A 12,620-nucleotide genomic window follows, 5' to 3' on the forward strand; every position below is an offset into this window, starting at 1 on the left:
ACCGTTAGTCGTCGGCGGGGTTGAAATCCGCCCGGAGAGTGGTAATCCAGGCGTGGGGACATGCACGGCCGCCTGGACGCGCCGTGGACCCGGGGGGCTGTCATGAGTGCTGTCACGAGCGCCGGAACCGCGCGGTACGCCACGCCCGTGCCGTGGGCGGACGTCGTGCTGTCCGCGGTCGCCGCCGTGAGCTGGGCGTTGATCGGCATGGCGGGCACGGCGGCGCTCGGGCTGCGGCTGCTGGACGCGGACGCGGCGGGCTCGCTGGGTCCGATGACGGCGGCGGTGGTGGCGCTCGGGGCGGGTGGTTCGGTCACGCCGTCCGGTGATGTGTCCGTGTTCGGGCTGTCCGGCGCGGAGGCGAGCACGGCCATCGACATCGCGCCACTGGGCGTGAGCCTGGTGGGTGCCCTGCTGCTGGCGTACTTCTTCCTGCGGTCCTTGCGCGCGGCGGGAGTTGTGGTGTCCCCGGCCGAACTGCTCGCGCGGGCCGGGACGGTGGTCGCGCTGTTCGTGGCCGCGGCCAGCGGGCTGGTGTGGGCGGGGCACGACGTCGTCACCGTCGACGGGGGCTCGCTGGGGCTGGACGACCTGCCGGGCGGGGGCGGCGGGGTGGAGGTCCCGGGGCTCGGGGACCTCGGCGACATCGGGGGGCTGCTGCCGGACCGGGTCGGCGACCTGGTGGACGCCGAGGCGGCGGTCGGGTTCACCGTCGACACGGTGCCGACGCTGCTCGGTGGCCTGTGCTGGTCGGCCGGGGTCCTGCTGGTCGCGCTGCTGGCGTCCCGGCGCACTCCCCTGCCGCGCGGCTGGGACGCCGTGCACCGCGTCGTACGGCCCGCCGCGTCCGCCCTCGTCACGGTCGGGCTGGTGGCGGTGGCGGCGGGGCTCGCCGCGGCGGCGTACGCGGCGATCGGCGACGACCACCCACGGAGGATCGCGGGGGCGGCACTGCTCGGCGCCCCGAACGGGGTGTGGCTCGGCCTTCCGCTCGGTCTGTTCGTGCCGTGGGACGGACGGGCGAGCGGCGCGCTGCTGGGTGCGCTGCCGGACCCCGTCGACGACCTCCTGCGGGACGGCACCGACCGGACCGTCACGCTGGGGACGCTGGCCGAGCTGGACGAGCGGGTGTGGCTGCTGGCCGTGGCGGCCGCGGTGCTGATGCTGCTCGCCGGGGTGCTGGTGGGGGTGCGGACGCCTGCGGCGGGCTCGGTGGGGGCCGTGGGCGCCGGCGGCTCGGGCGGCTCGGTTGCTACCGGCGGCTCTGTTGGGACCGGCGGCTCGGCTGGCTCCGGCGGCTCGGTGGGTGCGGCTGCGGCCGGGGTGCCGGGGGCGCGGGGGCGCGGGGGTGTGCGGGGTTCCGGAGCCCTCGGGTTCGCGGGGCGGTGTGCGGTGTCGCTGGGGGCGGCGACGGCACTGGCGCTGCCGTTGCTCGTCTGGCTGACGGGGGTGTCCGTGGGGGCCTCGCTGTCCGTGCTCGGGTTCGACGCCTTCGGCGCCGGCCTCGACCTGCACGGGCACCTCGGCATGGCGCTGCTGCTGGGCGCCGCGTGGGGCGGGGCGGCGGGCGGTGCGGGTGCGCTGCTGGCAACGGCGAGCGGTGCCGCCGGTCGACGGGCGGCACCGCTGGCACGGGGTGACGTCTCGGCGGGCACCGCTGCGGGTGCGCCCGCGGGGTCGGCCCGGCGGGAGGAGGGCGGGTCGGGGGCGCGGGAGCGCGGGCCCGCCGAGGGGGCCGGGCACCCGGAGGGAACCGGGCACCCGTCGGACGCCGGGCGCGGGGCGGAGGGAGCCGGGTACCTCGGCGCCACCCGGCACGCGGAGAGGGCAGGGCACAGGGGCGACGGCGGGCCCCCGGAGACCGCCCTGTCTGCCGACGGCACCCGGCGCGCGGGAAGCGTCGGTGATGCGGAGGGAGCCGGGGCCGGCCCGGAGCCTGCGCGGCCGGTCGGGCCGGCCGGGCCGGCGGGACCGGCCGGTCCGTACACCCCGGCGGCTCCCTACCGGCCGCCGAACCCCGTCACCAATCCCTACCTGCGCCTGCCCCGTGAACCGCGGGAGCGTGAGGACACGCGGCGGCTCGATCGGCTGCGGGAGCCGGAAGACGCCCGGCCGGGACGGGAGGGCGTGCCGCCCGACCGGCCTGCGGGTACCGGCGACGGGGGTGCGCGCCCGGCCGGCGTCCCGCGCACCGGCGAGGACCCGCACGCCGAAGACAGCTTCCACGCAGAAGACAGCCCGCGCGGCGATGACGGCTCGCACGCCGCAGACAGCCCGTCCGGGCAGGACGCCGCGAGCAGTGACGACATCTACGGTGCCCCGACCGTGATCGGGCCCGTCGGACCGCCCCCGCGCGGGCCCCGGCGGGGTCCCCCGCGGCGGGAGCGGAAGCGGTCGCCGCTGTGGCCGGACGAGGGGCCGCCGCCCCCGCCGCCTCCCCCGGCGCCGCGCAAGCCCTGAAGCACCGGCCAGCCCCGGTGTCCGGTGCACCACCCCGGGCTCCGGGGCACCTCGGCGCCGCCCGGAGCGCTGTCCGCCAGGCGGACCTGGGGGGCGGAAGGCACTGCGTGCCGGATACGGTGGGAACACCATGAGCGCATCGCAGACCTCCGACGTCCCCACTCTCCTTGTCAAGATCTTCGGCAGGGACAGGCCGGGCATCACGGCCGGCCTCTTCGACACCCTCGCGGCCTACTCCGTCGACGTGGTCGACATCGAGCAGGTCGTCACCCGTGGGCGCATGGTGCTGTGCGCGCTCGTGACGGAACCCCCGCAGGGGCTGGAAGGGGATCTGCGGGCCACCGTCCACAGCTGGGCCGAGTCGATGAAGATGCAGGCGGAGATCATCTCCGGCCTCGGCGACAACCGGCCCCGCGGCCTCGGCCGCTCCCTGGTCACGGTGCTGGGCCACCCGCTCACCGCGGAGGCCACGGCGGCGATCGCCGCGCGGATCACCCGCACCGGCGGCAACATCGACCGCATCTTCCGGCTCGCCAAGTACCCGGTGACCGCGGTGGAGTTCGCGGTGTCCGGCGTGGAGACGGAGCCCCTGCGCACGGCCCTGGTGACCGACGCGGCGAAGCTGGGCGTCGACGTGGCGGTCGTCGCCGCGGGGCTGTACCGGCGGGCCCAGCGCCTGGTCGTGATGGACGTGGATTCCACGCTCATCCAGGACGAGGTGATCGAGCTCTTCGCCGCGCACGCCGGCTGCGAGGACGAGGTCGCCGAGGTGACCGCGGCGGCGATGCGCGGGGAGCTGGACTTCGAGCAGTCACTGCACGCCCGCGTGGCCCTGCTCGAGGGGCTGGACGCCTCGGTGGTGGACAAGGTGCGCAGCGAGGTGCGGCTGACGCCCGGCGCCCGCACACTGATCCGCACACTGAAGCGGCTGGGCTACCAAGTCGGCGTGGTCTCCGGCGGTTTCACGCAGGTCACGGACGATCTGAAGGAACGACTGGGTCTCGACTTCGCTCAGGCCAACACCCTCGAGATAGTCGACGGGAAGCTGACCGGGCGGGTCACCGGTGAGATCGTCGACCGGGCGGGCAAGGCGCGGCTGCTGCGCCGGTTCGCGGCCGAGGCGGGCGTACCGCTGTCGCAGACCGTGGCGATCGGCGACGGTGCCAACGACCTGGACATGCTGAACGCGGCCGGTCTCGGTGTCGCCTTCAACGCCAAGCCGGTGGTGCGCCAGGCGGCGCACACGGCGGTGAACTTCCCGTTCCTCGACACCGTGCTGTATCTGCTGGGCGTCACCCGGGAAGAGGTGGAGGCGGCGGACACCGGCGACGGGAGCTGACTCCCGGCGGCGGTCGGCGGCCGCACATCGTACGCGGGGCCCGGCACCTCCGTGGTGCCGGGCCCCGTGGTGCGGGACGGGTCACTCGGTCGGTGCCCAGTAGTCGAGCAGGGTGGCGACGCCCGGCTCGAGGGACTTCCATGAGCCGGTGAAGGAGAGCAGGGAGAAGGCGGCTGCCGGGTAGCCCCGGCGGCCCATCCGCTCGCGGGCGTCTCCCTCGGCCGAGCCGGCCAGCACTTCGGCGAGCCCCTGGATGCCGGGGTTGTGGCCGATCAGCAGAATGTTCTGCGCGTCGTCGGGCGTCTCGTTGAGCAGGGCGATCAGCTCGCCGGGCGAGGCCTCGTAGATCCGCTCCTCGTAGACGGTCTTCGGTCGCTGCGCGAATTCGTGCACCGCGAGTTTCCAGGTCTCCCGGGTGCGGGTCGCGGTGGAGCACAGGGCCAGATCGAAGGAGATGCCGGTGTCGGCGAGCTTGCGTCCGGCGACTGCGGCGTCCATGCGGCCCCGCTCGGCGAGCGGACGCTCGTGGTCGGTCACTGGTGGCCAGTCGGCTTTCGCATGCCGGAAGAGGACGATCCTGCGGGGTTCTGCGACGCTCATGCGCCCAGCTTCGCATGAAACAGGCCACGGGGCGCAGGGAGTTGACGGCCGCTTCCGGGGTGCTCAGCGGGGCATGAGCTGCTGCGCACGCTCCAGGAGGTGCGTGATCGCGGGCTCGCCGGCTGCCGCGGGGGCGTCGGCGGGGTTCAGGATCAGCGTCAGCAGTGCGACGAAGGCGAGGGTGGGCAGGGCCAGGGCCCACCACGGCAGCCGGTTGTCGACGCCGCCCCGGGGGGCCGGGTGCGGCCGGGTGTGCGTGTGCGCCGGCATGGGGGCCTCCGCTCCTTCGAGTCGTCCGTGGCGCGCCTCGCGGCCACATCTCGAAGGTACGGATCCACGTGGCCCCGTCCCATCCGGTGATCCACCCACTTGACCCTGAGCCTGACCCCCTAGGGGACAGGGGGGTCAGCACCACCATGGGCGGGACCGGCGGTCGGCGGCAGCGGCCCTCGCGGGTCGGGGTCGTCAGGGGGCGAGGATCGTCGCGACCACTCCGATGACGACGAAGATGGCCAGGAAGGCGCCGAAGACGAGCAGCATCTTCTTCTGGCCGTTCTGCGGGTTCGGATCGAGCACTGGCATGGTGCAAGTCTCGCACCCCCGGCCGGCGGCGGCTGCCCGGGGGTGGCGCCGCCGGTGCCGTCGCGTCCGTGGGCGGACCGGCAGCCCCGACCGGCAGCGAGGGCCGGGCAGCGCAGACCGGCAGGACCGGCTCAGCCGGCCGCGGCTTCCTCCTCCACCGTGCGGTCGCGGCCCGCCAGGACGCCGGCGATCATCTGCGGCACCATCAGGCCGGCCATCAGCGCGAGCGGCAGTCCCCAGCCACCGCTGTGCTGGTAGAGCACGCCCACCAGGAGCGGTCCGGGGATGGAGATCAGATAACCGGTGCTCTGGGCGAAGGCGGACAGCCCGGCCACGCCCGCGCCGGTCCTGGCCCGCATCCCGACCATGGTGAGGGCGAGCGGGAACGCGCAGTTGGACAAGCCCAGCAGCAGCGCCCAGGCCCAGGCTCCGGCGGCCGGGGCGAGGTACAGGCCGGCGTAGCCGACGAGGCCGCTCGCGCCGAGCGCGAGCACGATCGGGCCCTGTCGGGGCAGCCGGGCGGCGAGCCGGGGGATGACGAAGGCGAGCGGCACGCCCATCACCATGGTGACGGCGAGCAGCAGTCCGGCCGTGCCCGCGGGGACACCGGCGTCCCGGAAGATCTGGGCCATCCAGCCCATCGTGATGTACGCCGCGGTCGCCTGGAGCCCGAAGAACACCGCCAGCGCCCATGCGGTACGGCTGCGCGTGATCCGCACCGCGGGCGCCGCCTCCGCCCGCCGGGCCGCCTCCCCGCGCGCCTGCTTCCCCGGTGCCCGCCGGCCGTGCGGGCCCGTCTCGGGTCCCGGGCCCTCGTGCGGGGGCCTCGCGGAGGACGGCTCCTCGCCGGGGTGCCCGCGCGGTGACCGCTCTCCCTGCGCGGACGCCGGTTCGGCCGGCGCCCCACCGCGGTCCCGGTCCCGTACAAACGGGAGCCACGGCAGTACCGCCGCCGCCGCGAGGGCCGCCCACAGGGTGAGGCCCGACTGCCAGCCGCCGCCGAGGGCGCCGGTCAGCGGCACGGTGGCCGCCGCGGCGACCGAGGTACCCAGGGCGAGCGCCATCGAGTACAGGCCGGTCATGGAACCGACCCGGTCGGGGAACCAGCGCTTGACGATGACCGGCATGAGGACGTTGCTGACGGCGATGCCCATGAGCGCCAGGGCACTGGCGGCCAGGAAGCCGGCCGTGCCACCCGTGAACGGGCGGATCAGCAGGCCGGCGGTGAGGGCGGCCATGCCCGCGCAGACCACCGCGCCCGGACCGAAGCGGCGGGCGAGGCGGGGGGCGGTCACGCCGAAGACGGCAAAGCACAGCGGGGGCACGGAGGCGACCAGCCCCGCCACGCTGCCGCTCATGCCGAGCCCGTCGCGCACCTCCTCGAGGAGTGCGCCGAGGCTGGTGATGGCGGGGCGCAGGTTCACCGCGGACAGCACGATGCCGACGACTAGAAGACGCGTCGCCCACGCGCGTGCCGGGGTGCCCGCGGCCGCCCCGGGCTCCCGCGCGGCGGCCTTCCCGGCTCCTCGCAGAGCGGGGGCGGCCGGATCGCGTTCGGTCGTGGCCCTGACGGCCCTGGTCTCCTCGCCAGCCATGACGCCCATCATAGAATCATGGGATGATTGGTCGTCCAGTGCGCCGTTGCCAGGCGGCGTTCCCCATGTACGCAGGTGTGCCATGCCCCTGAGTCATCCCCGGCGCTCGGCGCTGTCCGAGCAGGTCATCGCGGCCCTGCGCGCCCAGATCACCTCGGGTGAGTGGCCGGTCGGCTCCCGCATTCCGACCGAGCCGGAACTGGTCGAGCAGCTGGGGGTCGCCCGCAACACGGTCCGCGAGGCCGTCCGCGCGCTCGCGTACAACGGCCTGCTGGACATCCGCCAGGGCTCGGGCACCTATGTCGCGGCGACCAGCGAGCTGGCCGGTGTGATGCACCGCCGCTTCGCCGACGCCGACCCCGGGCACATCGCCGAGCTGCGGTCCACCCTGGAGTCGGCCGCCGCGCGGCTCGCCGCCGAGCGGCGCACCGAGAAGGACCTCAGACAGCTCGACACGCTGCTGCTGCGCCGGGAGGAGGCGTGGGTATCGGGTGACGCCGAGGCGTTCGTGGCCGCGGACGCCACCTTTCACCTGGCCGTGGTGTCCGCCTCCCACAACGACGTGATGACCGCCATGTACGCGGACCTGGGCGAGGTGCTGCGGGACTGGCTGCGCGACGACGTCGGCGAGGAGCTGACGCCGGAGACGCACATGGACCACGGGCGGCTGGTCGACGCGATCCGCGCGGGCGACGCGGCTACGGCGGCCGAGGAGGCCGCCGGCTATCCGTTCATGTGCCGTCCGGGCCGGTTCGGTCGGCCCTCCGGTGGCTGACCCAGGCGGTCCGGACCTCTTTCCAGCAGCGCCCGGTCAGCCGCACGGTCTGGGCGGGCCCGGCCTCCACCGCGGCCCCGTCGGTGTCGAGGTCCCACCACCGGGTGCATTCGACGTGCAGACTCACGCGGTCGGGCTCGGGATAGGGGTTGTGACAGTACGCACTCACCTCGGAGCCGTCGACGCGGACGCGGCACTCGGCGCCGAACGGGTCGTCGGCATCCCCGTCGGCCGCCGGCGCCCCGGCGACGGACACGCGCGCGTGCGGCACCGCCTCGTACGGCACCACCTCGTACGGCACCACCTCGAACGGCATCGCGTCATACGGCAGCGACAGGGCGAAAACTGCGGCAACGGTCAGTGAGGCCAGGCGGGGAAAGCGCACAAGGGGACCTCCTCGGCCGTGCTGGGGAGGGGGAGCGTGTTGCTCAACGCGTACTCCACAGTGCCCTGTTGAAGGCCCGCACCGCCCGGCCTGCTGGGCCGAACGGGTGATGTGCGGTTCCGGTCCGGCGACACGCCGAGGGCCCGCGTCCTCCGGGACGCGGGCCCTCGATCGTTCGTTCGGGCGGTGGAGCCGGTGCTCACGCCCCGACGGCGTGCAGACCGCCGTCCACGTGGATGATCTCGCCCGTCGTCTTGGGGAACCAGTCGCTCAGCAGGGCGACGACGCCGCGCCCGGCCGGCTCCGGGTCCTTCAGGTCCCACTCCAGCGGGGAACGGCTGTCCCACACGGCGGCCAGCTCGCCGAAGCCCGGGATGGACTTGGCGGCCATGGAGCCGATCGGGCCCGCCGAGATGAGGTTGCAGCGGATGTTCTGCTTGCCCAGGTCGCGGGCCATGTAGCGGCTGGTGGCCTCCAGCGCGGCCTTGGCCGGGCCCATCCAGTCGTACTGCGGCCAGGCGAACTGCGCGTCGAAGGTGAGGCCGACGACCGAGCCGCCGTTCTGCATCAGCGGCAGGCAGGCCATGGTCAGCGACTTCAGGGAGAACGCCGAGACGTGCATGGCCGTGGCCACGGACTCGAAGGGCGTGTTGAGGAAGTTGCCGCCGAGGGCGTCCTGCGGCGCGAAGCCGATGGAGTGCACGACGCCGTCGAGGCCGCCGAGCTCCTCGCCGACCACGTCGGCCAGCCGGTTCAGGTGCTCGTCGTTGGTGACGTCCAGCTCGATGACCTTGGTGGGCTTCGGCAGCTTCTTGGCGATGCGCTCGGTCAGCGTCGGCCGCGGGAACGCGGTCAAAATGATCTCGGCGCCCTGTTCCTGGGCCAGCTTCGCGGTGTGGAAGGCGATGGAGGACTCCATCAGCACACCGGTGATCAGGACGCGCTTGCCCTCGAGAATTCCGCTCATGGTGTTCAGTGACCCATTCCCAGTCCGCCGTCAACGGGGATGACGGCTCCAGTGATGTACGAGGCGTCGTCCGAGGCGAGGAACCGCACCGTCGCGGCGATCTCCTCCGGCTGCGCGTACCGGCCGAGCGGGACCTGCGACACGATGGTCGCGCGCTGCTCGTCGGTGAGCACCTTGGTCATGTCGGTGTCGACGAAGCCGGGCGCGACGACGTTGAAGGTGATGTTGCGCGAGCCCAGCTCACGGGCGAGGGAGCGCGCGAAGCCGACCAGGGCGGCCTTGGAGGCGGAGTAGTTCGCCTGGCCCGCGGAGCCGAGCAGCCCGACGACCGAGGAGATCAGCACGACGCGGCCCTTCTTGGCGCGCAGCATGCCGCGGTTGGCGCGCTTGACGATCCGGAAGGTGCCGGTGAGGTTGGTGTCGACGACCGAGGTGAAGTCCTCCTCGGACATGCGCATCAGGAGCTGGTCCTTGGTGATGCCCGCGTTGGCGACGAGCACCTCGACCGGGCCGTGCGCGGCCTCGATCTCCTTGTAGGCCTGCTCCACCTGCTCCGGGTCGGTGATGTCGCACCTGACCGCCAGGAAGCCGGCCGGCGGCTCACCCGAGCGGTACGTGATCGCGACCTTGTCGCCGGCGTCGGCGAATGCGCGGGCGATGGCGAGGCCGATGCCCCGGTTGCCTCCGGTGACGAGAACCGAGCGGCTCAACGGATCACCCTTTCGATAGCGGAGTGAAGCGGTCTGGTGCGCCCGCCCGAACACCTGGATGGCAGGCGGCTTCCCCGAAAACCTATCGGTCCGGGAACCGCGGAGGACATTCGGGCACCGACAGTGGCCGGGGGGACTCACTGTCGGGACCCTACAGAAACGACCGGACCTCGGAGGGAAAGATGTGGTCCCCCACCGGCCGACGCGACATGATGCCGGAGCCGAAGACCGAAAGCCGACAGGAAGAGACGTAGGTGCCTCATAGCATTGACGAAGCCTTCACGGCCCTGCCCCTGCGCCGCCTCGCCGACGCCGCGCTCGCCCGGGCGCGGTCGCTCGGGGCCGAGCACGCGGACTTCCGCCTTGAGCGGGTGCGCAGTGCCTCCTGGCGGTTCCGGGACGCCAAGCCCTCCGGTTCCTCCGACACCACCGACCTCGGCTACGCGGTGCGCGTCGTGCACGGCGGGGCGTGGGGTTTCGCGTCGGGGGTGGACCTGACCCCGGACGCGGCCGCCAAGGTCGCGTCGCAGGCGGTGGCGATGGCGCGGCTGTCCGCGCAGGTGATCAGGGCGGCAGGCGCCGAGGAGCGGGTGGAGCTGGCCGACGAGCCGGTGCACGCGGACGCGACGTGGATCTCGTCGTACGAGATCGATCCGTTCACCGTGCCCGACGCGGAGAAGGCGGGGCTGCTGGCGGAGTGGAGCGGGCGGCTGCTCGCGGCCGACGGGGTGGACCACGTGGACGCCTCACTGCTCACCGTGCACGAGAACAAGTTCTACGCGGACACGGCCGGGACCGCGACCACGCAGCAGCGGGTGCGGCTGCACCCGGTGTTCACGGCCGTGTCGGTGGACGACTCCAGCGGTGAGTTCGACTCCATGCGCACCCTCGCGCCGCCGGTGGGCCGCGGCTGGGAGTACCTGACGGGCACCGGCTGGGACTGGGACGACGAGCTGGAGCGGATCCCGGGACTGCTCGCCGAGAAGATGCGGGCGCCGAGCGTCGAGCCGGGGCTGTACGACCTGGTGGTGGACCCGTCCAACCTGTGGCTGACGATCCACGAGTCCATCGGGCACGCCACCGAGCTGGACCGCGCGCTCGGCTACGAGGCGGCCTACGCGGGCACCTCGTTCGCCACCTTCGACCAGCTCGGCAAGCTCCGGTACGGCTCGGAGCTGATGAACGTCACCGGTGACCGCACGGCCGAGCACGGCCTGGCGACGGTCGGGTACGACGACGAGGGCGTCGAGGCGCAGTCGTGGGACCTGGTGAGGGACGGCACGCTGGTCGGCTACCAGCTGGACCGGCGGATCGCGCGGCTGACCGGATTCGAGCGGTCCAACGGGTGCGCGTTCGCGGACTCGCCGTCGCACGTGCCGGTGCAGCGCATGGCCAACGTGTCGCTGCGGCCGGACCCGGCCGGGATGTCGACCGAGGACCTCATCGGGGGCGTCGACCGGGGCATCTACGTCGTCGGCGACCGGTCGTGGTCCATCGACATGCAGCGCTACAACTTCCAGTTCACCGGGCAGCGCTTCCACCGCATCGAGAACGGGCGGCTCACCGGCCAGCTGCGGGACGTCGCCTACCAGGCGACGACCACCGACTTCTGGGGCTCGATGGCCGCGGTCGGCGGCCCGCAGACGTATGTGCTGGGCGGTGCCTTCAATTGCGGCAAGGCCCAGCCCGGACAGGTGGCGGCGGTGTCGCACGGCTGTCCGTCCGCCCTCTTCAAGGGAGTCAACATTCTGAACACCACGCAGGAGGCCGGTCGATGAGCGCGCGTGTGCCCAACGGCACGACTTCGCCGACCACCAAGCCGTACGAGATCGTCGAGCGCGCGCTCGAGCTGTCCCGGGCCGACGGCTGTGTCGTGATCGCCGACGAGCACTCGACGGCCAATCTGCGCTGGGCGGGCAACGCCCTCACCACGAACGGTGTCACGCGCGGGCGCACGCTCACCGTGGTCGCCACGGTGGACGGGGCCGAGGGCACCGCCACCGGAGTGGTGTCCCGTTCCGCGGTCACCATGGACGAGCTGGAGCCGCTGGTGCGGGCCGCGGAGGCCACCGCGCGGGGTGCCGGTCCGGCGGAGGACGCGCAGCCGCTGGTCACGGGGGTGGCCGAGTCCCCCGAGTTCACCGCGGCGCCCGCGGAGACGTCCTCCGCGGTGTTCGCCGACTTCGCCCCGGCGCTGGGCGAGGCGTTCGCCCGCGCGCGGGCGGGCGGGCGTGAGCTGTACGGCTTCGCCAACCACGAGATGGTCACCAGCTATCTGGGGACGTCCACGGGGCTGCGGCTGCGCCACGACCAGCCCAAGGGGACGCTGGAGATCAACGCCAAGTCGCCGGACCGTACGCGCTCGGCGTGGGCGGGCCGGTCCACGCGGGACTTCAAGGACGTCGACCCGGTGTCGCTCGACGCGGAGCTGGCCGTGCGGCTCGGCTGGGCCGAGCGACGCCTGGCGCTGCCCGCGGGCCGCTACGAGACGCTGCTGCCGCCGACGGCCGTCGCCGACCTGCTGATCTACCAGATGTGGTCGGCCTCGGGCCGGGACGCGGCCGAGGGCCGCACGGTGTTCTCCCGGCCCGGTGGCGGCACCCGGATCGGCGAGAGGCTGACCGGGCTGCCGCTGACCCTGCGCAGCGACCCGGACGAGCCGGGGCTGGAGTCGGCGCCGTTCGTGATCGCCCACTCCTCGGGGGACGACCAGTCGGTGTTCGACAACGGGCTGCCGCTGACGGCCACCGACTGGGTGCGCGAGGGGGAGCTGCGGCACCTCACGACCAGCAGGCACAGCGCGAGCCTGACCGGGCTGCCGCTTGCGCCGGGGATCGACAACCTGATCCTGGAGGGCGGCGACGACCGCTCCCTGGAGGAGATGGTCGCGAACACCGGCCGGGGACTGCTGCTGACCTGCCTGTGGTACATCCGTGAGGTCGACCCGGCGACGCTGCTGCTGACCGGTCTGACCCGGGACGGCGTCTACCTCGTGGAGAACGGCGAGGTGACCGGCGAGGTGAACAACTTCCGGTTCAACGAGTCGCCGGTGAGCGTGCTGGGCCGGGCCACGGAGGCGGGCCGTACGGAGAGGACGCTGCCCCGGGAGTGGAGCGACTGGTTCACCAGGGCGGCGATGCCCGCGCTGCGCATCCCGGATTTCAACATGAGCTCTGTCAGCCAGGGCGTATAACCTCGTAGGCATTC

General features: G+C 73.4%; 12 protein-coding genes. 5 read left to right on the top strand and 7 right to left on the bottom strand.

All coding sequences use genetic code 11. The features are described 5' to 3' along the window. The first annotated feature begins 102 nt into the window (after positions 1–102). Positions 103–2,460 (top strand): streptophobe family protein, encoded by a 2,358-nt coding sequence (locus tag ACFYOV_RS30190; RefSeq protein ID WP_389093066.1) that lies wholly within the window; start codon positions 103–105, stop codon positions 2,458–2,460. Positions 2,461–2,590: 130 nt separating this feature from the next. Continuing rightward, positions 2,591–3,799: a phosphoserine phosphatase SerB gene (serB, locus tag ACFYOV_RS30195; RefSeq protein WP_389093069.1), complete on the top strand. Its 1,209-nt coding sequence runs from the start codon at positions 2,591–2,593 to the stop codon at positions 3,797–3,799. 81 nt (positions 3,800–3,880) lie between these two features. Here serB and ACFYOV_RS30200 read toward each other — a convergent pair whose 3' ends face one another. The 4 genes from ACFYOV_RS30200 to ACFYOV_RS30215 all read right to left on the bottom strand — a co-directional run bounded on the left by ACFYOV_RS30200 (position 3,881) and on the right by ACFYOV_RS30215 (position 6,588). Next, entirely contained in the window at positions 3,881–4,399 is a 519-nt protein-coding gene (locus ACFYOV_RS30200; protein WP_389093072.1) for a SixA phosphatase family protein, read from the bottom strand. A gap of 63 nt (positions 4,400–4,462) precedes the next feature. Continuing rightward, on the bottom strand, positions 4,463–4,669 hold the full coding sequence (locus ACFYOV_RS30205; protein WP_389093074.1) for a hypothetical protein: 207 nt from the start codon (positions 4,667–4,669) through the stop codon (positions 4,463–4,465). 195 nt (positions 4,670–4,864) lie between these two features. After that, positions 4,865–4,981, bottom strand: coding sequence for an SGM_5486 family transporter-associated protein (locus tag ACFYOV_RS30210; RefSeq protein WP_389093076.1), 117 nt, complete (start codon positions 4,979–4,981; stop codon positions 4,865–4,867). 131 nt (positions 4,982–5,112) lie between these two features. Beyond that, positions 5,113–6,588: an MFS transporter gene (locus ACFYOV_RS30215; protein WP_389093078.1), complete on the bottom strand. Its 1,476-nt coding sequence runs from the start codon at positions 6,586–6,588 to the stop codon at positions 5,113–5,115. Positions 6,589–6,658: 70 nt separating this feature from the next. Here ACFYOV_RS30215 and ACFYOV_RS30220 point away from each other — a divergent pair, with 70 nt between their 5' ends. Beyond that, positions 6,659–7,351, top strand: coding sequence for a FadR/GntR family transcriptional regulator (locus tag ACFYOV_RS30220; RefSeq protein WP_389093080.1), 693 nt, complete (start codon positions 6,659–6,661; stop codon positions 7,349–7,351). Here the strand turns inward: ACFYOV_RS30220 and ACFYOV_RS30225 are convergent. The 3 genes from ACFYOV_RS30225 to fabG all read right to left on the bottom strand — a co-directional run bounded on the left by ACFYOV_RS30225 (position 7,308) and on the right by fabG (position 9,413). Continuing rightward, on the bottom strand, positions 7,308–7,667 hold the full coding sequence (locus ACFYOV_RS30225) for a hypothetical protein (protein ID WP_389093257.1): 360 nt from the start codon (positions 7,665–7,667) through the stop codon (positions 7,308–7,310). The genes ACFYOV_RS30220 and ACFYOV_RS30225 overlap by 44 nt on opposite strands. Positions 7,668–7,935: 268 nt before the next feature. After that, positions 7,936–8,703: an enoyl-ACP reductase FabI gene (fabI, locus tag ACFYOV_RS30230; protein ID WP_389093082.1), complete on the bottom strand. Its 768-nt coding sequence runs from the start codon at positions 8,701–8,703 to the stop codon at positions 7,936–7,938. A 5-nt stretch (positions 8,704–8,708) separates the two neighbouring features. Continuing rightward, positions 8,709–9,413: a 3-oxoacyl-[acyl-carrier-protein] reductase gene (fabG, locus tag ACFYOV_RS30235; protein WP_389093084.1), complete on the bottom strand. Its 705-nt coding sequence runs from the start codon at positions 9,411–9,413 to the stop codon at positions 8,709–8,711. Between the two features lie 254 nt (positions 9,414–9,667). Between fabG and ACFYOV_RS30240 the strand changes: the two genes are divergently transcribed. Both ACFYOV_RS30240 and ACFYOV_RS30245 read left to right on the top strand, forming a co-directional pair. After that, positions 9,668–11,191 carry a TldD/PmbA family protein gene (locus ACFYOV_RS30240; protein ID WP_389093086.1) on the top strand — a complete coding sequence of 508 codons (1,524 nt, stop codon included), beginning with the start codon at positions 9,668–9,670 and terminating at the stop codon, positions 11,189–11,191. After that, positions 11,188–12,606, top strand: a complete 1,419-nt coding sequence (locus tag ACFYOV_RS30245; protein ID WP_389093088.1) for a metallopeptidase TldD-related protein — start codon at positions 11,188–11,190, stop codon at positions 12,604–12,606. Before ACFYOV_RS30240 ends, ACFYOV_RS30245 begins: the two co-directional genes overlap by 4 nt. Positions 12,607–12,620: the final 14 nt, after the last annotated feature.

Origin of the sequence: Streptomyces sp. NPDC005931, assembly GCF_042871235.1 — a bacterium.
GTDB lineage: Bacteria > Actinomycetota > Actinomycetes > Streptomycetales > Streptomycetaceae > Streptomyces.